26 protein-coding genes, 1 tRNA gene, 1 pseudogene and 2 riboswitches are annotated in these 25,060 nt (G+C 29.3%); of the genes and pseudogenes, 25 read left to right on the forward strand and 3 right to left on the reverse strand.

The annotated features are described in order from the left end of the window. Positions 1-6 precede the first annotated feature (6 nt). Positions 7-950: pseudogene (locus tag BN2920_RS20980) on the reverse strand (transposase). A 148-nt stretch (positions 951-1,098) separates the two neighbouring features. Between BN2920_RS20980 and BN2920_RS08715 the strand changes: the two are divergent. Then, positions 1,099-1,677, forward strand: coding sequence for a type 1 glutamine amidotransferase family protein (locus BN2920_RS08715; RefSeq protein WP_058294632.1), 579 nt, complete (start codon positions 1,099-1,101; stop codon positions 1,675-1,677). A 140-nt stretch (positions 1,678-1,817) separates the two neighbouring features. Then, the gene (locus BN2920_RS08720) at positions 1,818-2,366 is read left to right on the forward strand and encodes a nitroreductase family protein (RefSeq protein WP_268259112.1); all 549 of its coding nucleotides are present in this window, start codon (positions 1,818-1,820) and stop codon (positions 2,364-2,366) included. 78 nt (positions 2,367-2,444) lie between these two features. Here the strand turns inward: BN2920_RS08720 and BN2920_RS08725 are convergent. After that, positions 2,445-2,519, reverse strand: a tRNA-Glu gene (locus BN2920_RS08725). A gap of 407 nt (positions 2,520-2,926) precedes the next feature. Between BN2920_RS08725 and BN2920_RS08730 the strand changes: the two genes are divergently transcribed. The 6 genes from BN2920_RS08730 (at position 2,927) to BN2920_RS08755 (ending at position 7,635) form a co-directional block, all read left to right on the forward strand. Further along, positions 2,927-3,616, forward strand: coding sequence for a Crp/Fnr family transcriptional regulator (locus BN2920_RS08730; RefSeq protein ID WP_058294634.1), 690 nt, complete (start codon positions 2,927-2,929; stop codon positions 3,614-3,616). A gap of 35 nt (positions 3,617-3,651) precedes the next feature. Further along, on the forward strand, positions 3,652-4,410 hold the full coding sequence (locus tag BN2920_RS08735; RefSeq protein ID WP_058294635.1) for a nucleoside phosphorylase: 759 nt from the start codon (positions 3,652-3,654) through the stop codon (positions 4,408-4,410). A gap of 88 nt (positions 4,411-4,498) precedes the next feature. After that, on the forward strand, positions 4,499-5,131 hold the full coding sequence (locus BN2920_RS08740; RefSeq protein ID WP_058294636.1) for an ECF transporter S component: 633 nt from the start codon (positions 4,499-4,501) through the stop codon (positions 5,129-5,131). 78 nt (positions 5,132-5,209) lie between these two features. Further along, positions 5,210-5,986 (forward strand): energy-coupling factor transporter transmembrane component T, encoded by a 777-nt coding sequence (locus BN2920_RS08745; protein WP_058294637.1) that lies wholly within the window; start codon positions 5,210-5,212, stop codon positions 5,984-5,986. Then, positions 5,974-6,828 (forward strand): energy-coupling factor ABC transporter ATP-binding protein, encoded by an 855-nt coding sequence (locus BN2920_RS08750; RefSeq protein ID WP_058294638.1) that lies wholly within the window; start codon positions 5,974-5,976, stop codon positions 6,826-6,828. The genes BN2920_RS08745 and BN2920_RS08750 overlap by 13 nt, the downstream gene beginning before the upstream one ends. Then, complete coding sequence (locus BN2920_RS08755; RefSeq protein ID WP_058294639.1) at positions 6,829-7,635, forward strand: energy-coupling factor ABC transporter ATP-binding protein; 807 nt, start codon at positions 6,829-6,831, stop codon at positions 7,633-7,635. 394 nt (positions 7,636-8,029) lie between these two features. Here the strand turns inward: BN2920_RS08755 and BN2920_RS08760 are convergent, their stop codons facing one another. After that, a complete protein-coding gene (locus BN2920_RS08760) occupies positions 8,030-8,446 on the reverse strand; it encodes a hypothetical protein (RefSeq protein WP_058294640.1) in 417 nt (138 codons plus the stop codon). A gap of 243 nt (positions 8,447-8,689) precedes the next feature. Then, positions 8,690-8,793: riboswitch (purine riboswitch) on the forward strand. Between the two features lie 28 nt (positions 8,794-8,821). Between BN2920_RS08760 and BN2920_RS08765 the strand changes: the two genes are divergently transcribed. From BN2920_RS08765 to cobT, 17 genes are all read left to right on the forward strand, one after another. Next, positions 8,822-10,216 carry an NAD(P)/FAD-dependent oxidoreductase gene (locus BN2920_RS08765; RefSeq protein WP_058294641.1) on the forward strand — a complete coding sequence of 465 codons (1,395 nt, stop codon included), beginning with the start codon at positions 8,822-8,824 and terminating at the stop codon, positions 10,214-10,216. 220 nt (positions 10,217-10,436) lie between these two features. Next, positions 10,437-10,688 (forward strand): phage holin family protein, encoded by a 252-nt coding sequence (locus BN2920_RS08770; RefSeq protein WP_058294642.1) that lies wholly within the window; start codon positions 10,437-10,439, stop codon positions 10,686-10,688. 182 nt (positions 10,689-10,870) lie between these two features. Beyond that, on the forward strand, positions 10,871-11,836 hold the full coding sequence (locus BN2920_RS08775; protein WP_058294643.1) for a hypothetical protein: 966 nt from the start codon (positions 10,871-10,873) through the stop codon (positions 11,834-11,836). 22 nt (positions 11,837-11,858) lie between these two features. Then, positions 11,859-12,293, forward strand: coding sequence for a hypothetical protein (locus BN2920_RS08780; RefSeq protein WP_058294644.1), 435 nt, complete (start codon positions 11,859-11,861; stop codon positions 12,291-12,293). A gap of 47 nt (positions 12,294-12,340) precedes the next feature. Next, positions 12,341-12,536: riboswitch (cobalamin riboswitch) on the forward strand. 223 nt (positions 12,537-12,759) lie between these two features. Continuing rightward, positions 12,760-13,593 (forward strand): sirohydrochlorin cobaltochelatase, encoded by an 834-nt coding sequence (locus tag BN2920_RS08785; protein ID WP_058294645.1) that lies wholly within the window; start codon positions 12,760-12,762, stop codon positions 13,591-13,593. Positions 13,594-13,681: 88 nt separating this feature from the next. Then, entirely contained in the window at positions 13,682-15,001 is a 1,320-nt protein-coding gene (locus BN2920_RS08790; RefSeq protein WP_058294646.1) for a cobyrinic acid a,c-diamide synthase CobB, read from the forward strand. A 342-nt stretch (positions 15,002-15,343) separates the two neighbouring features. Continuing rightward, a complete protein-coding gene (locus BN2920_RS08795) occupies positions 15,344-15,970 on the forward strand; it encodes a precorrin-8X methylmutase (protein ID WP_058294647.1) in 627 nt (208 codons plus the stop codon). 404 nt (positions 15,971-16,374) lie between these two features. Further along, positions 16,375-17,586, forward strand: coding sequence for a cobalt-precorrin-5B (C(1))-methyltransferase CbiD (cbiD, locus tag BN2920_RS08800; RefSeq protein ID WP_058294648.1), 1,212 nt, complete (start codon positions 16,375-16,377; stop codon positions 17,584-17,586). A gap of 72 nt (positions 17,587-17,658) precedes the next feature. Further along, the gene (gene cbiE, locus BN2920_RS08805) at positions 17,659-18,270 is read left to right on the forward strand and encodes a precorrin-6y C5,15-methyltransferase (decarboxylating) subunit CbiE (RefSeq protein WP_058296881.1); all 612 of its coding nucleotides are present in this window, start codon (positions 17,659-17,661) and stop codon (positions 18,268-18,270) included. 22 nt (positions 18,271-18,292) lie between these two features. After that, entirely contained in the window at positions 18,293-18,874 is a 582-nt protein-coding gene (gene cbiT / locus BN2920_RS08810; RefSeq protein ID WP_058294649.1) for a precorrin-6Y C5,15-methyltransferase (decarboxylating) subunit CbiT, read from the forward strand. A 140-nt stretch (positions 18,875-19,014) separates the two neighbouring features. After that, the gene (locus BN2920_RS08815; RefSeq protein ID WP_058294650.1) at positions 19,015-19,680 is read left to right on the forward strand and encodes a cobalt-factor II C(20)-methyltransferase; all 666 of its coding nucleotides are present in this window, start codon (positions 19,015-19,017) and stop codon (positions 19,678-19,680) included. A 216-nt stretch (positions 19,681-19,896) separates the two neighbouring features. Continuing rightward, the gene (gene cobM / locus BN2920_RS08820; RefSeq protein WP_058294651.1) at positions 19,897-20,664 is read left to right on the forward strand and encodes a precorrin-4 C(11)-methyltransferase; all 768 of its coding nucleotides are present in this window, start codon (positions 19,897-19,899) and stop codon (positions 20,662-20,664) included. An 83-nt stretch (positions 20,665-20,747) separates the two neighbouring features. Then, complete coding sequence (cbiG, locus tag BN2920_RS08825; RefSeq protein ID WP_058294652.1) at positions 20,748-21,818, forward strand: cobalt-precorrin 5A hydrolase; 1,071 nt, start codon at positions 20,748-20,750, stop codon at positions 21,816-21,818. Next, positions 21,818-22,162 carry a DsrE family protein gene (locus tag BN2920_RS08830; protein ID WP_058294653.1) on the forward strand — a complete coding sequence of 115 codons (345 nt, stop codon included), beginning with the start codon at positions 21,818-21,820 and terminating at the stop codon, positions 22,160-22,162. Before cbiG ends, BN2920_RS08830 begins: the two co-directional genes overlap by 1 nt. Positions 22,163-22,225: 63 nt before the next feature. Continuing rightward, a complete protein-coding gene (gene cobJ, locus BN2920_RS08835; protein WP_058294654.1) occupies positions 22,226-22,960 on the forward strand; it encodes a precorrin-3B C(17)-methyltransferase in 735 nt (244 codons plus the stop codon). Between the two features lie 28 nt (positions 22,961-22,988). Beyond that, positions 22,989-23,765: a cobalt-precorrin-6A reductase gene (locus tag BN2920_RS08840; RefSeq protein WP_058294655.1), complete on the forward strand. Its 777-nt coding sequence runs from the start codon at positions 22,989-22,991 to the stop codon at positions 23,763-23,765. A 118-nt stretch (positions 23,766-23,883) separates the two neighbouring features. Continuing rightward, positions 23,884-24,972: a nicotinate-nucleotide--dimethylbenzimidazole phosphoribosyltransferase gene (cobT, locus tag BN2920_RS08845; RefSeq protein ID WP_058294656.1), complete on the forward strand. Its 1,089-nt coding sequence runs from the start codon at positions 23,884-23,886 to the stop codon at positions 24,970-24,972. Positions 24,973-25,060: the final 88 nt, after the last annotated feature.

Below are 25,060 nucleotides of genomic sequence, written 5' to 3' on the forward strand. Positions count from 1 at the left end.
GTCATCTCAGTTTGTAGACAAAAGAGGGTAAATGAAATTTGCATTTACCCCTTTTGCTATTATTAATAGAATTTTTTCTATATTTTTCATTAAATTGGTCAATAAATTGTCCGAACTGGTAGGCAATAATCCATTCCGATCCAGCCATGTGGCTAATTTTTTTAAATTCATGCATGCAAATAAGAGGTTAAGCTCCATCTTAACCTTTTTTATTCCACGATATTGTGTATATCTCATACCATGCTTTTCTTTTGCATCCGCAAATACACGTTCAATTGTTTGACTTCGTAACATATAGATTTCTTTCATACCTTTTATATGTCTTATATCTTCTACTTGCTCCATGTATTCTTCCCAAACATGCCTGCATATTACTTTTACATGATTTTTACTTTGAGTACATTGATTAAGAAATGGACAATTAGCGCAAGTCTTTTTGTTACTTTTATATTCTTTATAACCGTCTCTATTAGTTGTAGAATATTTTAATATTTGGTTATTAGGGCAAATATAACAATCATAGTATTCATCATAAGCATAGTCATATTTTTTGAAGAATCCTTGTTTAGTCATAGGGCGTTTATAAGGCATTATTGGTGTCTTTCCATCATNCTTGAATAGTTTTTACTAAATGTTGAGAAATGAGGTAATTGTTCATGCATGTTATATCCCAAATACCAACGATATGCAAAATTAACCTCAATTTCTTTAAGTGTTTGTCTCATTGAACGGATACCAAAAAGATATTGAATCATTACTATTTTTATCAAAACTACTGGATCAATGCTTTCGCGCCCGTAAGGCTTGTATAGATCTTTTACTTCATCGTAAATAAAACTTAAATCTATTGCTGCATCTATTTTTCTAACTAAATGATTTTTAGGAACAAGATCATCTAAACTTAACATTTCAATTTGTGTTCTATCTGCTTTCTTTTTAATTCCCATCATAATGAAACACCACCTTACTTTTACTATCATATTTTAACATAAAAATAAACAACTAACTTCATTTTGAAGTTAGTTGTCAACAGTCTGAGATGACATATAGGTGTCATCTTTTTTTATATACAATATTTAAGAAAGGATGTGCTGAATAATGAAAAAAGAAATACTTACATTTATTTTTGATGGATATGCTGACTGGGAGAGTGCTTATATATGCTCTGAACTTAATGCAGCAGAAACAGATTATGTTGTTAAAACTTTAAGTTTTGATAAAGAACCTAAGATATCAATGGGAGGTTTTCACACTATTCCTGATTATTCTATAAATGATTATCCTAAGGATTTTGCAATACTCATATTAATTGGGGGCTATGCATGGATAGAAAATAAAAATAATGATATTAAACCTATAGTTGATTATGCAGTTGATCATAATATTCCAGTAGCAGCAATTTGCGGTGCAACCTTTTTTATGGGCGAAAATGGTTATTTGGATAATAGAAAACATACAAGCAATACATTAGAGTTTTTGAAGTCGCAATCTCATCATTATAAAGGTGAGAATAATTATGTTGAAAAACAAGCAGCGAGTGATTGTAATGTTATTACTGCCAATGGAACAGCAACATTAGAATTTGCTAAAGAAATTATGTTATATCTGAAAGCTAAATCCGTAGATAAGATCAATGAATGGTATGAATTTAATAAATTAGGCTTTTATAAAAAGTAAAGCATTTAGGGTGAATAATATCTATTTGATTAAATTTATTGTGATAATGTTGACTATATTGCTAGTTATAGTACAGACAATTAGAAATTTGCTTTTTATTTATGATTATGTAGGCTAGAGGGAATAGGGGGGAGATTTATTTGGATATTATTAATGCAATATTAACGAGGTCTAGCTACAGGGGAAAATATATGGATACTATAGTTCCCAGGAATGATTTGAAAAAGATTATGGAAGTAGGGTTAGCTGCACCTTCTGGATCTAATAAACAAACAACAAGTCTAATTGCAATTGATGATGTACAAATTTTAAATAAATTACATAGTGTAGTAAATTCATCTATATGTGAAACCGCTCATGCAATGATTTGTGTATTAACAAAAAGAATATGTTCATATAGAGGTAAATGTTATAATATTCAAGATTATTCAGCCGCGATTGAAAATATGCTACTTGCATGTGTTGAACTAGGGGATCAGAGCTGTTGGATTGAAGGAATTATAACTGATTCAGATAATATCAGAAGACAAATGGCAAAGATTGTGAGTGTACCAGATGAAAATGAATTAGTTTGCTTTTTGCCTGTTGGAGTTGCATCAGAACCTCTTACTAACTTGAGTAAGAAAGTGGGTAGAAAAAGAGCCTGGTTTAATGAATTTAATAAAGATAGCAAAGAAGGAAATTTATAAAATGCCATCAAAAGCTATTGTGTGAAAAATAAAAAAACATGAGCAATTTACATACGTAAATGCTCATGTTTTCTAAAATGGTGACCCATACGGGAATCGAACCCATGATTCCACCGTGAGAGGGTGGCGTCTTGACCGCTTGACCAATGGGCCTCAGAACATTTAATAGTATACTCTTATTTTTTATCAATGTCAAATTATTCTTCATATATTATTAGATAGGATAATATTAAAATTATGTATTAATAGGTGTATAATGTTATTTTGTTATATAAGTAAAAATATACTATATTTATAATACAAAAAAGCAAATTATAGACAAATGTCTCAAATTATTAAAGAAAAAATTAAATAATTATGAATAAATTGTAATTTAAGGACAAAATTCCTATACTTATATTGAGATATATAATATAATAATAGTGAAGCAAATATATTAAAGTAAGAATAAACTAACAACTTAAAAATTCAAAACCCTATAATGAACAGGAAGATATGGAATCTTATTCTATATCTTTTTGCCATATATAAAATAATAAATTAGAAGGTAGACATAATTTATGAAAAATGAATGTATTATTGAGCTATTTAATATATTAGAAGCAAATCCCATAATATATGAGATGATGAAACAATGTCCATATGAAATTTTAAAAAATATTTCTGTAAAAGAATATAAAGAAGAGGAGTTTGTACTAGAACAAGGAGATAAGCAAGAATCATTTTACATAATAGTTGAGGGTATATTTGATATTTATACAGTTTCTGAATCAGGGAAGAAATATTTAATTCAAACATATACTAATGGGGATTATATTGGTGAGCTAGAAATTTTTGATAATAAGCCATATGTATCTAGTGTTAAAGCAAGAAGCAGTTCAAAATTAATTGAGATTAAAAGAAATGATTTTTTAAAATGGATAGATATAGATAAAAATTTTAGTCAATATTTAATGCGTACACTATGTAAAAGCACGTATGTTTTGTGTGAGAATACTAGCAATAATACATTATATACATTAAAACAAAGGATATGCCAATATTTAATAGACAGTATAAATAAATCATGTGAATCAGATGAATTTTGCATAAAAATTAAAACTGATAATTTGGGAGATAAAATGGGGGTGACTCAGAGAAGCATAAACAGAGTGTTAAAGCAATTAAAAGAAAATAGAGTTATAGATATTCAAAACTCAAATGTTATAGTAAAAGATTATGAATTATTAATTAACCAAAGAGATTTATAAAGCATGTACAAGCTTGAAGAGGAGCTGAGATAAAAATGAAAGAAAATAACTTATTACAACCACATATACGTTGTGGCATAAAAGACAGTGCAAAATATGCACTTTTGCCTGGAGATCCTAAGCGTATTGATAGAATTAAAGAATTTTTAACAGATACAAAGGAGATTTCTTATAATCGTGAGCACAGAAGTATTTCTGGATACTATAAAGGAATAAAGATAATAGCAGTATCCACAGGAATGGGTGGAGCTTCAACTGGAATTGTAGTTGAAGAATTATACAATATAGGGGTTGAAGTCATGATAAGAATAGGGAGCTGTGGTGCATTAGACTCAAATATTAACTTAGGAGACATTATTCTCGTTAATGGTGCAGTAAGAGATGAAGGGGCATCAAAAGCTTATATAGAATCCATATATCCAGCCATTCCAGACTTTGACGTACTGCTTAGTACCTGTGAAGCAGCCAAGGAGAAGAAGTATAGATATTTTATTGGAAAAGCACGAAGTCATGATAGTTTTTATACAGATGAAGAAGAAACAATTGATGAATATTGGTCATCAAAAGGAATATTAGGAGCTGATATGGAAACAGCAGCATTATTTACAATAGGTGCTTTAAGAGGGGTAAAAACAGCTTCTATTTTAAATAGTGTTTCAGAATATAAAAAAGATTTGAAAGATGAAGTCAATAATTATGTTGAAGGTGAAAATTTAGCTATTGATGGAGAAAAGAGAGAAATAATTGTAGCACTTGAAGCTATAGTAAAATTAAATAATAAGTTTTTAAAGTAATAACTTTACATAATAAGGGTTTTGATATATCCTGTATATACAGGAGTAAACACAATATAATTTAATATTAAAATGGAGGAATAAAATTATGAAAAAAAATAGTATGTGGTCATTTAAGCTTAATACAGCTGCATTGGTTCTTATTCCAGCTGCTGTAGGTATCAATTATTTAGGAAAACTTTTTGCAGGGTTATTAAAATTACCACTATGGCTGGATTCAATTGGTACATGCCTTGCTGCAGTCTTAGCAGGACCAATAGCAGGAGCAATTTGTGGTGCTGTAAATAATATTATTTACGGGCTTACTATGGATCCAATATCTACAGTTTATGCATTAACTAGTGCATTTATAGGTGTAGCAGTTGGTGTATGTGCTTATAAAGGAAACATGAAAAATATTAATGGTGCAATAATAACAGGACTCATTGCAGGACTTGTTGCAGTTGTTATATCTACACCTCTAAATATGATTTTCTGGGGTGGAACAACAGGAAATGTATGGGGAGATGCAGCATATGCATGGGGAATAGCAAATAACTTACCAGCATTTTTAGCATCAGCAATAGATGAAATCATAGTAGATTTACCAGATAAAATAGCTACATTATTGATAGTTTTTGTTATATACAAAGGACTTCCAAAAACTCTAACTTCACTTTATAAAAATAGCGAAGAGATTGAAAGTTTAGATGAAGAAGAAAATCATTTAGAAAATATGTAATCATAGATTTTTTACATATTATCTTTTGAATATATGTAAAAATTAAAAAACTTCTCTATGGAAGGAGAGTAAGCATAAGTGAAAAGCATAAGCTTATATGAAGATAAAAAGTCAATCATAAATATACTAGATCCTATGAGTAAAATTATATATATTATAACAGCACTTATAGTACCATTTTTTATTGGCTCTAAAATAGCCAGTGTAATTTTTATAGGAATGAGTATAATTATATTATTGATAGGCAAAGTACTAAAGAAAGTAGTACCTATATTAGGATTCTCATCTATTGTAGTTTTATCAGTATTTATTATTCAAGGTTTATTTCGCTCAGGCAATGTAAATCCTTTATTCGCAATAGGACCAGCAGTATTTTATAAAGAAGGATTAATATTTGCACTTGACATAGGGATAAATATATTAAACATTTTATTAAGCTTTTGTATATTAGTTCTTACAACAAATCCATCAGATTTAATAGAGTCATTTGTTAGAATAGGTTTATCACCAAGAATAGGATATGTATTTATTTCTGTATTTCAAATAATACCACAAATGACAGAAACAATGGCGACTATCACAGATGCTCAACGCAGCAGGGGGATGGAAACAGATGGAAATCTTATTACACGTGTAAAAGCATTTTTTCCTCTAATATCTCCTGTCGTAATGAGTTCTTTAATAAATACAAAAGAGCGTGCAATAGCACTTGAAGTAAGGGGATTTAACGCAAAAGAAAAGAAGACATTTTTAAATGAAGAAGTTAAAACAAAAGGTGATATTTTTATAAAAATAATTTTAATATTAACAATTATAATATCAATTATTTGGAGGGGATATTTATGGCTAAAATAGTTGTAGAAAATTTGAAATATAAGTATCCTCTTTCAGAAAAATTAGTTCTTGATAATGTATCTTTTGAAGTAAATCCAGGAGAATTTATAGGTATTATAGGAAGAAATAATTCTGGTAAGAGTACATTATGCCAAGCTTTAGTTGGTCTTGTACCTAATTTTTATAAAGGGGCATATGGCGGAAAGGTAATTATTGATGATATTGAGGTCGCTAAAAGTGATACTTCTGAAATGTGTAAAAAGGTTGGAATTGTGTTTCAAAATCCATTTAATCAAGTAACTGGTTCAAAAATGACTGTGTATGAAGAAATAGCTTTTGGTCTTGAAAATTTAGGGATAAAGAGAGATGAGATGATAGAACGCATTGATGAAGCAATGGAACTTTTGGATATTAGTAAATATAAAGATAGAAATCCATTTGATTTATCAGGTGGTCAAATGCAAAGGATGGCTATAGCAAGTATTATTGCAATGAAACCAGAAATTATTATTTTGGATGAACCAACTTCACAACTTGATCCACAAGGAAGTGAAGAAGTGTTTAGAGCAGTTCAAGCTTTAAGCAAAAAAGGAATATCAATAATTATGGTAGAACATAAAATAGAAAAAATTGCAGAATACAGTGATAAAGTTTTATTACTTAATGATGGAAAACTAATAGATTTTGATATTCCAGAAAAGATATTCTCAATGGATAACCTTATGGAATATGGAATAAAGCCTCCGATATTTACAGAAGTCTGCAGAGAACTTGGTTTTTATGATAAGGAAACAAATCTATATCCAGTAACTCTAAAGCAAGCAGAAAAAATTCTTTCATGTAAGAAAATGGAGGAACTATAGATGAATAAAATTGATATAAAAAACTTATCATTCTCATACACAAAGTATGAACAGATTTTAAAAGATATATCTTTGATAATTGATAAAAGAAGCACAGCAATAGTTGGACAAAATGGTGCAGGAAAAACAACTTTTGTTAAATTATTAAAAGGTTTATTAAAGCCAACACAAGGGGACATACTTTTAAATGATAAAAGTATAAAAGAAATGACAGTGGCACAAATAGCAAAACATGTTGGGATGGTATTTCAAAATCCTAATGATCAGATATTTAAGAACAAAGTGATTGATGAGGTAATGTTCGGACCGCTAAATATAGGAATGCCGCATGAAAAGGCATTAAAGTTTTCTAAAGATGCCTTAGAAATGGTTGGATTAAGTGAGAAATTAGAAAGCAATCCTTATGATTTAGGACTTTCAGACAGAAAATTAATTACAATAGCTTCTGTTTTAGCAATGGATACTGAAGTTGTTATATTTGATGAGCCAACAATAGCTCAAGATTACTATGGAAAAGAAAAAATAAAATCTATAATAAAACATCTAAGAGAAAATGATAAAATAGTAATAACAATTATTCATGATATGGATTTTGTAGCAGAAAACTTTGAGAGAACAGTGGTTTTCGCAAAAGGAAAAATACTGCTAGATTCAGATACTAGAGAAGTTTTTTCTCAAAAGGAGATTTTAGAAAAAGCATATCTAGAACAACCTCATATTACAAAGCTATGTTATGAATTAGGCTATGATAAAACATTTTTAAACGCTGAGGAATTTATTCAATATAGAAAAAATATAAATTTATAATTTTTAAATCTTTAACATCTATAAATAACTATTCCTTAATTTAAAAATATATTTATGTATAGCGACAATAATACCGATACTCTGAATTTAGATAAAACAAAGAAATAAAGCTCTTATGTGTGCAGTGTCTTGCAGTCAAAAATTGAGCTTTAGAATTCTTCATGTAGACTTGTTCCACAATTGTTTGTCCGATGCATATTAAAGGAAACATCTTCATCGGTAGATGAAGATGGGCTATACTGCTAAGTTCGTAACTCACTAAGCATTATATGCCTTGGAGCAAACATTTGTGGGTGCAAGTCTGCATGTTTGAATTCTTAGCTTCATTTTTGTAGCAAGCGAGCACCACATAAGAGCTTTATTTCGGTTATTCACACTAAACTCAGTACGTCCTTTATTTATTTAACCATTCTACTAGAGCTTCATTTTCATAAGCAACTTCAGATGGATCTATTTTTGTTACTAATAATATATCACCAGCATTGCTTACACTTTTTAGTTCTTCATACATTTCTTTTGCCGATAAATCGCTTTTAACAACAAATGATTCAGGCATAACTTGAGCCCATGCTCCAAAAGATCTTATTTTAGCTGTTATTTTTAATTCGCTATCAATTTCTTCTTCATCATGATGATGTTCATGATCGTGATTACATCCACATGAAGTTTTTTCATCATTGTGACTATGATCATGTCCACAATTACATGAATCATTATGTGAATGATTATGTTCATGTTCATGGTCATGATCTCCACAGCCACATCCTCCAGTTGTATCGCTTATAAAATATGTAATGTTATATATTGCCATATGCTTTCTCCTTAAATTTAATAAGTATTATTATAATATTTCTACTATAACTTAAATTATACATGTATAAATGAGAAAGTAAATCAATTATTTCAAAATAGAAAAATACAGTAAGATAAAAAACAAATAAAAATATAACAACATTCGTGTTTTTGCTTTTGAATATTAATTTTTCGCAAAAAATATTGTCAAATATATTGAAATACGCTAGAATATATCTGTAAATAAGAATAATAAATATAAAAAAACATATTAATATTCACTTGTATAAATTCTGCAATAAGGGTGGAATGTTTCTACCGAGCTACCGTAAATTGCTCGTGGCTATAAGTGTCTACTAAGCATTTGACTTTAATTGAAAGGGAGATGTAAATCATGAATTATGATGTAATAATAGTAGGTGCGGGCCCAGCTGGGATATTTACTGCTTATGAACTTAAAAACCAAAAACCAAATTATAACATTCTATTAATAGAAGAGGGAAGAAGTATAGATAAAAGACAGTGTCCAAAGGCTAAATTAAAAAAATGTGTATCTTGTAAGCCATACTGTCATATTACTTCTGGTTTTTCAGGTGCAGGAGCATTTTCAGATGGAAAATTATCTTTAAGTTATGAAGTAGGAGGAGATTTGCCAGAGCTTATTGGAGCAGATGTTGCACAGGAATATATAGATTATACAGATTCAATATACTTGAGTTTTGGCGCAGATACACATGTAGAAGGTGTAGGCAAAGATGAAGCAGTTAAAGAAATAAGAAAAAAAGCGATACAAGCAGGTTTAAAGCTAGTTGATTGTCCTATTAGACATTTAGGTACAGAAAAGGCTCATGAAATATATTTGAAAATTCAAGAATATCTTATAGAAGAAGGTATTGAAATTAAATTTGATACTGTTGTGAAAGATCTTATAATAAAAGATAATTTGATTAACGGTGTACTTATAAGTGATTCATTAACTAAGACAAAAGATCAAAGAATATTATGTAATAAGGTAGTTGTTGCGGCAGGAAGAAAAGGTGCAGACTGGCTTAAAGATATGTGTGTAGATCACAATATTGAACATTGTGCAGGAACAGTTGATATTGGAGTTAGAGTAGAGCTTAGAAATGAAATTATGGAAAGTATAAATGATGTTCTTTATGAATCAAAGCTTATTGGGTATCCAGCTCCATTTAAAAATAAAGTAAGAACTTTCTGTCAAAATCCGGGTGGATTTGTTAGTCAGGAAAACTATGATAATGATCTTGCTATAGTTAATGGTCATTCATATAAGGATAAAAAGTCAAATAACACAAACCTTGCAATTTTGAGTTCACATAATTTTTCTAAGCCATTCAATGAACCCATTGAATATGGCAAAAAAGTTGCAGAACTTGTTAATATGCTTGGAAATGGCAGCATTTTAGTTCAAAGATATGGAGATATTTTAGATGGTAAGAGAACTTGGGAAAAAGAACTTTCTCAATCAAATGTAAGATATACTCTTCCAGATGCAGTTGCAGGTGATTTAACTTCTGCAATTCCATACAGAACAATGACAAATATACTTAATTTTATTCAGGCAATGGATACAGTAGTCCCAGGATTTGCAAGTCCAGAGACTTTACTTTATGGACCAGAAATAAAATTCTACAGTAATAAAATAGTCATCGATAAAGATTTTGAGACAAATATTAAAGGCCTATATTGTTTAGGTGATTCAAGCGGCTGGACAAGAGGATTAATGATGGCCTCAGCAATGGGGGTTATGATGGGAAGAAAATTATAGAATGAAGATAATTTGAATTAAAATGATTACTATAATTATAAAATAAATAATATATAAAAGACTATATATTTAAATAATAAGACAGATGGAAGTTATCATATTTCCATCTGTCTTATTAATTTAAATTATATAACTATTTTAAATTAATTTACATATTATGAATAATGATGAGAAACTTTCAATATAAAATAATGTATATGTAAATTAAGGGGGAACAGAGATGGAAGTTGCAAATTATATAGTACAGAATGCTTTAATTTTAATACCAGCCCTATATATTTTAGGAATGATATTAAAGAGCACTCAAAAGATATCAGATAAATATATTCCTATTACTTTATTAATATTTGGAGTTGCTGGAGCTATTGGAATTTTAGGAGTTTCAGTTGATTCAATTATTCAAGGAATATTAGTTACAGGCGCAACAGTTTACACTAATCAGTTAATAAAGCAAAGTGAAAAGAAAGAATAAAAAATATATCTAGTAGAGGATAAATCCTCTACTAGATATATTTTTTATTCTTATTGTATTCTATATAATTTGGAATTTAGAAATTAATATACAATAGCTTTGATGATTTTTTATAATATACATTACTATATAGCAGGTGGTATAATTTATAATTGAAGTAAATAAATTGATGGAGTAGAATTATGAAAAAATTTTATACTTATATATTGATAATTACATTATGCTTTTCAAGTATAGGATGTAGTAAAGAAGAAAAGAAAGAAAATGAAAACAACAATAAAGCTGTAGTTGAAGAAAAGGATGAGAAAGAAATTAATAGTGGAGTAAGTGAAGAGAAAAAAATAGATTATTCAGCATATGCTGGACACTGGGTTAATGAAAAACTTTTGATTCAAGATTTTAAATATGGTACAACTGTTGACCTTGATGTTGATGAGAAAGGGTATGTCAATGGAAGTGTATATTCAGCAACAGAAAATTTAGCACATATTGCACAAGTAGATATAAATGGGCAAATAGAAAATAATAAATTATCTTATGATTTTGATGAAGATGGCTGGGAACATAGTGGTAATATAGAAATAGAATTTAAAGAAAACTCTATAGTTTTAAATATTAAATATAATGAAAAGAGCAGTGAAAATAATCTTTGGGGAATTGGTGAAGGTGCATTTCCATTAATTAATGACACAACACCTGTCAAAAGAACTTTAAATGATATCAAAGATGGTGGTTTTGTGGCTCAAGAAAATCAATCTTTTGATACAAAAATTGATAACTATGGTGATATAAAATTTATTTCTGGGTTAAAAAGAGAAGATGGAAATGATATTGCTGTTTTTTATATAGCAGATAGAAATAATAATATATTATATAAGCTACCAGCATTCTATGGAAATAATAAAGGTAGATTTGAAGAAGTTAACTGTGTAGCTTTTATGGATTTTAATGGAGATAATTTGAAAGATATATTAATAATAGGTAAGTTCTTAAGTAATGAAGACTTTTCTAAAGAAATACATGTGGCCAGTATATATTTTCAAGAGGGCAAAGAATTCAAAAATAATGAATCTTTAGATAATGAAATAAATAATTCTGGACATAATGAAAATATGGAAAGTGTGGTTGAGTTTATGAAAAACTCATAAATACTATGAAGGGATGAAAAAAATGAATTTATCTGATATGTATAGTATTAATCCAAGGCTGGTTGTTAGAAATTGCACAGATGAAATTTTGACTAATTTAAAATTTTCTTATACTGGAATAGAAAAGAGTCCTTTAAAGATTTCTAAGATTTATCCAGGAAAACAAGAAACTAAAGTTCTTGTAGCAGATAATTTAAATAAGCAAACTGATTTAATACTCTCTTATGAAGATACAGAAGATATGGTTGTATATGATAAACTTATAAGAAATACTAATAAGACAATAATATTAAATTTATATAAAGAGAATGGAAAGCTAGTTGTAAAAACAAAGATAGAAGACATAAAGGTTAAACCAACAGAATTTGGAAGCTTGATAGGAAAATTTTACAATATTATAATTGCAATACTTATTATTTTATCTGCAATTATATTTATAATTCAAAAACTCACATAAAAAGAATGTTTTATTCTATTGAATAAAACACAGTTGTAATCTATAATTTTAAATAATGATTTCAAGGTTTTAATTATTTTATGTAATTAAATTAAAAGGGAAAGCAGTGAAAAGCTGCTACAGCCCCCGCTACTGTAATGGAGGACTTAAGCTCTAGTAAACCACTGAGATTTATATCTTGGGAAGGTAGAACTTTAAGGAAGATACCAAAGTCAGGAGACCTGCCTTGGAAAGAATTACTATTGCTTTCGGTGGGAAGGATAATAGCAACGTAAGAGTAAATTATATATATTCTTGTTTTGTTATATTATCCCTTATTATCTTTGAATAGGTAATTTGGGATTTTTTACTTAGCGTATTATATAAGAACTATCCTAAAGATGCAGAAAAGTTTAAAAAATAAGCATCTTGTTAATATATAAATGCTTGCTTCAACCGACAAGTTATTTTATTTGGAGGAGAAAGAATGAAAAAGGCAATTTTAGTTGTAAGTTTTGGAACAAGTCATATGGATGCTTTAAAAAATTCCATTGAAAAGATTGAAAATAAAATAAAGGAAGAATTTAAAGAATATGATGTTTATAGAGCATTTACAGCTCACATGATAATAAAGAAAATAAAAAATAGAGATGGCATTAATATTCCTACGCCAGAAGAAGCTTTAGAGGAGTTAAGAGAAAAGGGATATGAAGAAGTCCTTGTTCAACCACTTCATATAATACCAGGAGAAGAATTTGATTATATAAAAGGTATAGTAAAAATACATAAGGATGATTTTAAAAGTATTAAGATTGGACGTCCAATTTTCTATTATCAAGGTATGGAAGGACTTCCTAAGGATTATTCTTTGTTTATTGAAAGTATAAAAGAAGTCTTAGAAAATGAAGAAAGTGTAGTACTATTTGGTCACGGAACTGCACATTATGGTAATGCAGTATATGGAATGCTGCAGACAGTTTTAGTGGATGAAGATTATGATAATGTATTTGTTGCAACAGTTGAAGGTTATCCAAGTATAGAAAGCTGCATTAAAAGAATGAAAAAGAAAAATATAAAGAAAACTAAGCTAGTACCATTATTATTAGTAGCAGGAGATCATGCTAAAAATGATATGGCATCAGATGAAGATGATTCATTAAAAAGCATGTTAGAAAGAGAAGGAATAGAAGTACGCTTACATATGCATGGACTAGGTGAATTTGATAAATTTGGACATCTATACATAAATAGAATTCATGATTTAATTGAAGAGAGATATTTAGATGCAGGAAAGACAAAAAAGCTTAGAAAAAGAAAATAGGTTGTTATAGGTTAAGTTTTCTTAAGTATGAAAATAATTAATATATATATAACTTATTTGTAATAATTAAAAATAAGGAGTTTATAACATGAAGTCTATAATAATAGCCTCTAGTCATAGTGGTGGCGGTAAAACCACATTTACTTTAGGTCTTATGAAAGCTCTTAAGGATAGAAATTTAGACGTTCAAGGATATAAAGTAGGCCCAGATTATATAGACCCGGCTTTTCATAAAGAAGTTACAGGTAAGGCCTCAAGAAATCTAGATGTATATTTAATGGGAGAAGAAGGTTTAAAGTATAATTACTCAAAAGGGTGCGGAGATGTTGGAATACTTGAAGGAGTAATGGGCTTATATGATGGTATTGGTGTTTCATATGAGGCATCAACATATGATGTTTCAAGAATTCTTGATAATATGCCAATAGTTTTAGTAATGTCTCCAAAGGGGCAAAGTACAACTTTATGTGCTGAGATAAATGGATTAAAAAGCTTTAAGAATGCTAATATAGTAGGTGTTATTTTAAATTCTGTTAGTGAAAAATACTATAAATTATTAAAGTATTCAATAGAAAGCAACTGTGATGTCAAAGTACTTGGATATGTCCCAAAGGAAGAAAAAGTATCTTTAAGCAGCAGACATCTAGGCCTTGTTCAAAGTATGGAAGTTTTAGATCTTAAAGAAAAGCTAGACATATGTGCAGATTTAATTAAAAAGCATGTTGATATAGATGGAATATTAGATTTAATGGAAGCATTTAAAGATAATAATGAAAATATATGTGGTAAAAGCATAAAAGAATTAAAAAGAAAACATATAAGAATTGGAGTTGCTTTAGATAAAGCATTCAGTTTTTATTATAAGAATAACATAGAGCTTTTAGAAGAAGTTGGTGACGTTATTTACTTTAGTCCAATAAATGATGAAAAGCTTCCAAAAAACTTGGACTTTTTATATATCGGAGGAGGTTATCCAGAAGTATTTAAAGAAGAACTTGAAAGTAATGTTTCAATGAGGAATAGTATAAAAGAAGCTTTGGATAATGGTCTTAGGTGCTATGCTGAGTGTGGTGGACTTATGTACTTAACAGATGAAATTGATGGATGTAAAATGGTAGGCTTTTTAGAGGGAAAAAGCTTTATGACTAAAAGACTTACACGTTTTGGTTATTGCACAGTTAATATAAAAAATGAATATTTTACTAATAATATAAAAATAAATGCACATGAATTTCATAAGTCTGATGTTGAATTAAATGAAGAACCTATCTATGAAGTGGAAAAAACTCAATATAATGGGGAAGTTTTAAAATGGAAGTGTGGCTATTTAAAAAAGAATACTTTAGCTGGATATGCACATATTAATTTTCTTGGAAATTTAGATTTTTTTAAGGAATTGATGAAATAAGAATATAAATATAAGGAAACATCTTCATCAGTAGATGAAGATGGGCTATACTGCTAAGTTCGTACCTCACTAAGCATTATATGCCTAAGGAAACATCTTCATCAGTAGATGAAGATGGGCTATACTGCTAAGTTCGTACCTCACTAAGCATTATATGCCTAAGGAAACATCTTCATCAGTAGATGAAGATGGGCTATACTGCTAAGTTCGTACCTCACTAAGCATTATATGCCTAAGGAAACATCTTCATCGCTAGATGAAGATTGGCTATACTGCTAGGCTAGTACCTCACCAAGCATTACATACCATAAAAATAATTGAATTAAGAAGGAATTTTAAGATATGAGTTATTTAAAAAATCCTATGGGAATAGAAGAAAGAAGTTTTGAAATAATTGGCGAAGAAATGGGAACTCATTCATTTAATGATGAGGAGCTTATGATAGTTAAAAGAACTATACATACAACAGCTGATTTTGAATATAAAGAGTTAGTTGATATAAGTAAAGATGCAATAGAAACTGCAAAAGAATTATTTAAAAAAGGTGCTACAATATATACAGATACTAATATGGCTCTTAATGGAATAAATAAAATGGCTTTATCTAAAACAAACAGCAAGGTTATCTGTTATGTAAATGAAGAAGTAGTTCATAAGGAAGCTAAAGAAAAAGGCATTACAAGAAGTATGGCGGCTGTAGAAAAAGCCTGCAGTGACAATGTAGATATATTTGTTTTTGGAAATGCACCAACAGCACTTTTTAGACTTAAAGAATTAATAAAAGAAGGAAAAGCAAATCCAAAGCTTATAATAGCTGTACCAGTTGGGTTTGTAGGTGCAGCAGAAAGTAAAGAAAACATGGATGAGCTTAACATTCCATATATAAGAGTAAAAGGAAGAAAAGGTGGAAGCACTGTAGCAGCAGCAATTGTTAATGCACTTATGTATATGGTGGTTGAGCGAAATTAATATTAAAAAATGTTTGCACAAATATTTAAAGAATGATAAAATGCCCAGAATTTAAGAATTTAAGAATTTAAGAATTTAAGAATTTAAGAATTTAAGAATTTAAGAATTTAAGAATTTAAGAATTTAAGAATTTAAGAATTTAAGAATTTAAGAATTTAAGAATTTAAGAATTTGCTTATTTTATGGGGATTAGAAGGAATTATTTAAGGAAACATCTTCATCGGTAGATGAAGATGGGCTATAATGTTAGGCTCGTACCTCACCAAGCATTATATGCCTTTGAACTTACATAGAGTGCACTCCTATGAACGAATGTGAATAGTGAGTTCCCTTTAAAAAGTGAATAGTTAGAAATAATTTCAGTAATATAATGAAAAAACTAAAAAAGTTCAGGAGGTGATATTTTGTTTGAGATGTATGTAGAAAGTGATGGGAAAAAATTAAGATGTGGTTATACTACAGGATCTTGTAGTGCAGGAGCTGCAAAAGCTGCAACAATAATGCTTTTTAATAAAGAAAAAGAGATTTCAGAAATAGAAATATTATCTCCTAAAAATATAAAAATAAATATGCCTATCGAAAAAATTGAAAAAGGTGAAGACTATGTTGAATGTACAATATTAAAATTCAGTGGTGATGATCCTGATATTACAAATGGAATAGAAATAAGGGCAAAAGTAAGAAAGATAAGTGATGAAGAAGAAACTAAGAATTTATCTGAAGAATTCAATGAAATTGAAGATGTGGAAGTAGTTGTTTTGAAAGGTGGGATAGGTGTTGGAACTGTAACAAAAGAAGGTTTGTTTGTTAAAAAAGGAGAGCCGGCAATAAATCCTGTGCCAAGGAAAATGATAAAGCAGGAAGTAATGAGTGCTCTTAAGAATGGACAGAGAGTTGAGGTTACAATATCTGTGCCGCAAGGTGAAGAAATAGCAAAGAAAACTTTTAATCCAAGGCTTGGGATTCAATGTGGAATATCAATACTTGGAACAAGTGGAATAGTTTATCCAATGTCAGAAGATGCACTTAAAGCTTCTATAAAATTAGAAATTACACAAAAGGCATTAAACAANTATCCAATGTCAGAAGATGCACTTAAAGCTTCTATAAAATTAGAAATTACACAAAAGGCATTAAACAATGAAAGATTAGTTTTAACTTTTGGAAATTTAGGCGAGAATTATTGTAAGAAGCTAGGGTTTAATAGTAGTGAAATAGTAATCTGCTCTAATTATATAGGATTTGCATTAGATATATGTGTTTCATACAAAATAAAATCTGTTGTTGTAGTAGGGCATATAGGAAAAATGAGCAAGATAGCTTATGGTTGCTTTAATACTCACAGTAGAATTAATGGGGTAAGATTAGAAGTATTTGCACTTGAACTTGCTCTTCTTGGATATGATATTTCACTTGTTAATGAAGTCTTAAATCAAAAGACAACAGAAGGGGCAGTAAAGTTACTTGGTGATGGCTATGATGAATTATATAAAAATATAGGCACTAAGATTTTAAATAAAATTAAAGAGTATGTTTATAATGAAATGGATGTGGAAGTTGTTACTTATTATGGTGCAAGTAATCCGATTTTACTTTGGAAATCCTTTGATGATTAATGAAATTTTAAGTTGTGAATTGCTCTACTGGGTACCCTAAAGGGCATAAATCGAGTAATGGATGGTGATAAATTGATTTATATTGTAGGTCTTGGACCAGGTAATACAGATTATATATTAAAAAGAGCAACAGACATATTAAAAGAAGCAGATTATATTTTGGGATTTGAAAGAGCACTTAAATCACTTGATTTTATATATGGAGAAAAAGTATATATGAAAAAATTAAGTGATTTAGATAAGTTTATAATAGATAAAAGTGAGTATGAGAATAAAATCATATGTATAGTAGCATCAGGTGATCCGACATTTTATGGAATAACTAATTATATAAAAAATAAAACAACTATGGAATTTGAAATAATACCAGGAATAAGTTCATTTCAATACTTAACTTCAAAAGTTAAACTTCCTTGGAATAATGCTGTTTTAGGCAGTTTACATGGAAGAAAAGATGAGTTTTTAAAAAAAGTTAATGAAAATAATATGACAATTTGGCTTACAGATAAGGAAAACAATCCATGTGAGTTATGTAAAATACTACACAAAAACAATGTAGACTGCACTGTGATAATAGGTGAAAATTTATCATATGATGATGAGGTTATAAGTATAGGAAAACCGAAAGAGTTCATAAATGGAAATTTTGAACCTTTAAATATATTTATTGTTATACAAGAATAAAGACATATTATGGAGGATAATAATGAAGTTTATAAAAGATGAGGAATTCATCAGAGGAAAGTGTCCAATGACAAAAGAAGAAATAAGAATGCTTTCTATAGGAAAAATGAATATAAGTGAAGATTCTTTAGTATTAGACGTTGGATGTGGTACAGGAAGTATAACAGTTCAAGCTGCATTAATAGCTAAGAAGGGGAAAGTTATAGCAATTGAAAAAGAAGATGAAGCTTTTGAAATTACTCAAAAGAACATTGAAAAGTTTAATTGTGATAATGTAGAAATTATTAAAAAAGAAGGAAGCAGTTGCTTAGATGAACTTTTAGATAACAATATTAAGTTTGATTCTATATTTGTAGGGGGAAGTAGTGGTCATTTAGAAGAAATACTTTTAAAGTGTAATGCAGCTTTAAAAAATGATGGTGTTATTGTTATGAATTTTATAACTTTGGATAATGCTTATAAAGGAATAGAAATAATGAAAAATTTAGACTACAAGGTAGATGTATCATTGGTAAGCATAAGTAAGAATCGTGGGAATAGTCTAATGATGATGGCTCTTAACCCTATATATGTTATACAATGTTTTAAGTCAGTTAAGGATTAAGAGTTAGAAGTTAACATGAATAATAGATATTTAGGATAAATAAAAGAATAATGTTATATTCTAATAAGATTGAAAGAAAAGTTTATTACTAAAATATATAGAAGAATATAACGTGGTTTAGTGAGGAGAGAAATTAGAAAATGGCAACTTTATATGGAATAGGTGTAGGACCAGGTGATAAAGAATTACTAACAGTTAAGGCGGTAAGAATAATTCAAAGCTGTGATGTAATTGTTGCCCCAAGTGCTACTTATGGTGGAGAAAGTATAGCACTTGAGACGGCTAGAGAATATATAAGAGAAGATTCAGAAATAGTAATAAAACATTTTCCAATGGGAAAGAAAGATAGAGTACTAAAAGCTTTGGAAGCTTATGAGTTTATAGAATCAAAGCTTAGAGAAGGAAAGAATGTTGCATTCTTAACAATAGGCGATCCATATGTTTATAGCACATATAGTCATATGTTAAAACATATGAGAGATGATGGATTTCAAGTAGAAACAATACCGGGAATAACTTCATTTTGTGCAGCAGCAAGTTTAGTTGACAGAACATTAGTTGTTGGAAATGAAAATCTTGTGGTTATGCCAGCTACAAAAGTAAAAGAAATTACTGATGAAAAGTTCATAGTTGTAATGAAGGTTTACAAACATGAAGAAGAAGTTTTAAATACTTTAGAAGAAAAAGGTTTTGATTATATATATGCAAGCAGAGTTGGACGTGAAGGTCAGATAGTACTTACTGATAGAGAAGAAATACTTAAAGTAAGAGATTATATGTCTTTAATAATAGCAAGCAGAAGTTAGGCAATTAACAATTCACAGTTCACAATGCACAATTAAGGAGGAAATTCCTTACAGGAATTTCTGAAAATAATATAATTTATAGAAAGGCGCGCCTTTCGTCATGAATTGTGCATTGTGAATTCTAAATTGATTAAAATTGTGAACTGTGAATAGTGAATTGATTAAAATTGTGAATTTTGAATCGTGAATTGTGAATTGAAAAAAGGGGTGTTAATTATGATTTATTTTATAGGTGCAGGTCCAGGAGCGGCAGATTTAATTACTGTAAGAGGTAGAGATTTACTTGAAAGAGCTGATGTCGTAATATATGCAGGGTCACTTGTTTCTAAAGATCATTTAGAATATTGTAGACCGGATGCTCAAATTTATAATTCAGCGCATATGACACTTGAAGATGTCATGGAAATAATGACTATGGAAGAACGTATGGGAAAATTAGTTGTAAGATTACATACTGGTGATCCATCTATATATGGCGCAATAAGAGAGCAAATGGTAGAGCTTGATAGGGTTAGTATTCCTTATGAAGTAGTTCCAGGAGTAAGTTCATTTACAGGTGCAGCCGCTGCAATAAATAGAGAATTTACGCTGCCAGGAGTTACTCAGACAGTAATATTAACAAGAGTAGAAGGAAGAACTCCAGTACCAAAAACAGAAGATTTAGAAATATTAGCTTCTGTGGGTGCATCAATGGCTATATTTTTATCAATTTCAATGATTGATAAAGTGGTTGATAAGCTTAAAAAAGGATATAAGAGAAACGACGTACCAATAGCAGTCGTAGAAAGGGCCACATGGCCAGATGAAAGAATAATAATAGGAACTTTAGAGAATATTGCTGATAAAGTTAAAGAAGCAAATATAACTAAATGTGCTCAAATATTAGTTGGAGATTTTATTGATAGTGATTTTGAAAAGAGTCTTTTATATGATAAGAGTTTTTCTCATATGTTTAGAGAAGGACAAAAAGATATGAACGACTAATAATTACAATCATAAAAGTTTTAATTAAAAAGTTAAATTGAAATTAATACAAGATAATTTCCTGGGAAATGTGGTGAAAGAAAATGTTGTTAAGTGATGAAAAAGAAAGTATAAGTATAATTTGTCCATCACCTAAAGGCCTAAATTTAGGAATAAAGCTTCAAAATGAACTGGCTTGCACTCTTTATATTAAAGATGCGTCAGATGGATATATTAGTGATTTCTTAGGAAATAAGAATGAGAAAATAAAAGTATATGGAAAAGAATTTAACTTGAGTAAGGTTACAAAAGAAGCTTTTGATATCTCGTCTAAAATTATATTCATATCCTCAACAGGTATTGCAGTAAGAGCCATAGCACCACTTTTACAGGGAAAGGATAAAGATCCAGGTGTAGTTGTAGTAGATTTATCTTCAAAATATGCTGTAAGTCTTGTAAGCGGACATTTAGGTGGAGGAAATGAGATTACTTTAAAGGTTTCGGAAATATTAAATGCAGAGCCAGTTATAACAACAGCAACTGACACTATGGGAATAATAGGCCCTGATATTTTGGCTAAAAAATATGATTTGATAATAGATAATTTAAAAAGTGCGAAGTATATTGCAGCTTTATTAGTTGATAATAAGACTGTTGGAATTAAAGATGAATATAATTTAATAGAAATAAGTAAAGGATATGAAAGAATAGAGGAACTAAATGAAGATTCTATTTGGGTGACTAATAAAATTGCTTATTTAGAAAAAGAGAACTTAGATTATTCAAAGATATTAAAACTTATAAAAAAGGATTTAGTCCTAGGCATAGGATGCAGACGTAATACTCCTTATGAAAAAATAATAAAATTTATAGAAGATAGCTTAAAGAAATATAATTTTGATATAAAATCAGTGAAAGAAATTGTTTCTGTAGATGTTAAAAAAGATGAGCAGGGGATAATGGAAGCTGCTAAAAAGCTTAAATGTCCTTTTAGAACATTTGAAAGAGAAAAAATTAAAACTGTACAGGATAAATATGAAAGAAGTGAATTTGTATTAAAAACACTAGGGGTAACAGGGGTATGTGAGCCATGTGTTGATCTTGCAAGTGCTAAAGTAATAATAAGTAAAATTAAGCATGAAGGAATGACGTTGGCAATTGGAGTGGTGAATTAATGTTAGAGAGAAGAGTTATATTTCATATAGATGAAATGAATAAATGGAATATGGTTTTAAAAAATGCAGATAATTTATTAAATTCAGTAGATGGAGAAAATATAAAAATTGAAATTTTAGCTAATGGTGAAGCTGTACAATACTACGAGAAAAATATGGAAAAAAGATATGCTAATATGAAAGCATTACACCACAGAAGCGTTAAATTTGTAGCTTGTAATAATGCATTAATGAGTAATGGATTAGCAAAAGATAAACTAATTGAATTTGTAGAAGTTGTGCCAGCGGGCGTTTTAGAGCTTGTTGATAAACAACATGAAGGATATGCATATATAAAACCTTAAAAAGATTATGATTAAACAAATTTATATAGATAAAAAACATGATTATAGTGATTGGAGAATAGAATGGGAAAGTTAAGAGTGATTGGAATAGGACCAGGAAGTATAGAAAATATGACACTTAGGGCTTTAAAGGCCATTGAAGAAAGTGAAGTAATTGTTGGATATTCTAAATACATAGATATGATAAAAGAATTACTAGAAGGTAAAGAACTATACTCAACAGGAATGATGGGTGAAGAAGCTAGATGCAGACAGGCACTTGATATATCTAGAGAAAAAGATGTTGCAATAATAAGTACAGGTGATTCTGGAATTTATGGAATGGCAGGACTTATTTTAGAAATGAAAAGTGATGAAGAAGTAGAAATAATTCCTGGAATAACAGCATCAAGTTCAGCAGGTTCAGTAGTTGGAGCGCCACTTATGCATGATAACTGTAATATAAGTTTAAGCGATTTGATGACACCTTATGAAGATATAAAAAAGAGAGTAAAGTTAGCAGCAGAAGGTGATTTTATAATATCTTTATATAATCCAAGAAGTAAAGGCAGACCACATTATTTGAGGGAATGTATTGAAATAATAAGAAAATTTAGAAATGATGAAACTCCAGTTGCAGTTGTAAAGCATGCACTTAGAGACGGAGAAAGCATTACATTATCAACTCTTGGTAAGTTTAATGATGAAATAGTAGATATGATGTCTATAGTTACAATAGGTAATTCTAAGAGTTTCTATAAGGATGGAAAGTTTATAACACCAAGGGGCTATTCCGATAAAAAGAGAGATAAGAAATAATAGAAAGTATTAAATAGAGGAAAATAAAGTGATAGGATTCATTTTAGGAACATCAGAAGGTAAGAAGATATTATCATTAATAAATAAATATACAGATGAAATTGCAGTTAGTACAGCAACTTCTTATGGTGGGCAGTTACTTAAAGAATATAAGATTAAAGATTTGAATACAAAACCGCTAAATAAAGAAGAAATGAAGTTGTGGATTCAAAATAATAAATTAAATATTTTAGTTGATGGATCTCATCCATATGCAGCTGAAGTAACCAAGAATGCAATTGAGTGCTCTAAAGAGCTTAACATTAAATATGTGAGATATGAAAGGTTAGGTGCTTTAGAGCAAATAAGTTGTGACAATATAATAAGAGTAAAAGACTATGATGAAGCTATAGAATATATAAAAACTTTAAATGGAAATGTATTAAATACTACAGGCGGAAATAATGTAACTAAATTTATAAATATAGATTTTAATTACAGAGTAATTCATAGGATTTTACCTTCACCGTCTGTTTTAAGCAAAATAGTTGATGCAGGAATAAAAATAATAGATATTATTGCAATTCAAGGACCAATAACATATGATCTCGAAAAAGCTTTTATTAAACAGTTTGATGTTAAGGCTATTTTAACTAAAGACAGTGGTGTTCAAGGGGGAGTACTTGATAAGTTTAAAGCAGCAAGAGATAGTAATATAAAAATAATAGTAATTGAAAAAACTAAATTTGACTATGAGCTAGAATTTAATGATGAAGAAAGTTTGGTGGATTTTTTAGTGGTACATGAAAACTTTACGCAACACTAAACCACATTTTGGGAAGAATTATATTACATTTAATAAAATGTAAATTAAGTTAAAGTATCATAAAACCATCTTTTTAGGTAACTATCTAGATGGTTTCATATTTTAGGGGGCTTATGAAGTGGAAAATGAATTAATAAAATTAAAAGAAATAATAAATGAAATAGAGGATGTAGACCAAGAGACGATTATTGAAGCTGAGAAAAGAATGATATCTCTAGCAAAGCCGCCAAATAGCTTAGGAAAGTTAGAAGATATATCTATTAAATTAGCTGGAATAACTGGAAAAGTAAAAAATACAATAAATAAGAAGCTTGTTATAATAATGTGTTCTGATAATGGAGTTGTTGAAGAAGGAGTTGCTTCTTCACCACAATCTGTAACACTTGCACAGACAATAAATTTTACTAAAGGACTTACAGGAGTTGCAGTAATTGCAAAGGCTAATAATACAGATTTAAAGATATTAGATGTTGGAATAAACTGTGATTTCACTTATTCTGAAGTTATAGATAGAAAAATAAGAAAATCTACTAGTAATATTGCAAAAGGCTCTGCTATGACTTATGAAGAAGCAGTTAAGGGAATTTTAATAGGAATTGAAGCTGTATGTGATGCTAAAAGTGAAGGCTATGAAATACTTGGAGTTGGTGAAATGGGAGTAGGAAATACAACAACAAGCAGCTCAGTTATATCAGCATTGACAGGTGCAAGGGTAGAAGATGTAGTGGGGAGAGGTGCAGGCCTTACAGATGAAGGACTTAAAAAGAAGGTTAGTGTTGTTAAAAAAGCAATAGAAATAAATAGGCCTAATAAAGAAGATCCAATAGATGTTTTATCAAAATTAGGTGGATTTGATATTGCAGCAATGGCAGGAGTATTTTTAGGTGCAGCAAGATACAAAATACCAGTAGTAATTGATGGATTTATATCTGTTGTTGCAGCTCTAATAGCATACAGGCTTAATAACAAATGCCGTGATTATATGTTTACATCACATTGTTCAAAAGAAATAGGGTTTATTTTAGGTATGAAAGAACTAAACTTAAGTTCGATTCTAGATTTAAATATGGGACTTGGAGAAGGAAGTGGATGTCCTATAGCATTTTCAGTAATTGATACAGCATGTGCAGTTATGAATAATATGGCTACATTTGCAGAAGCTGAAATAGATGATAGTTATTTAGATAAACTAAAAAAGAAAATATAGGCTTCAATTCAAATAGGTTTAATATAAACGTATTTGCTATTTTGAAATATAAAAAAGAGTATATAGCAAAATGATATACAAGAATGTA

This window comes from Clostridium neonatale, from assembly GCF_001458595.1.
GTDB lineage: Bacteria > Bacillota > Clostridia > Clostridiales > Clostridiaceae > Clostridium > Clostridium neonatale.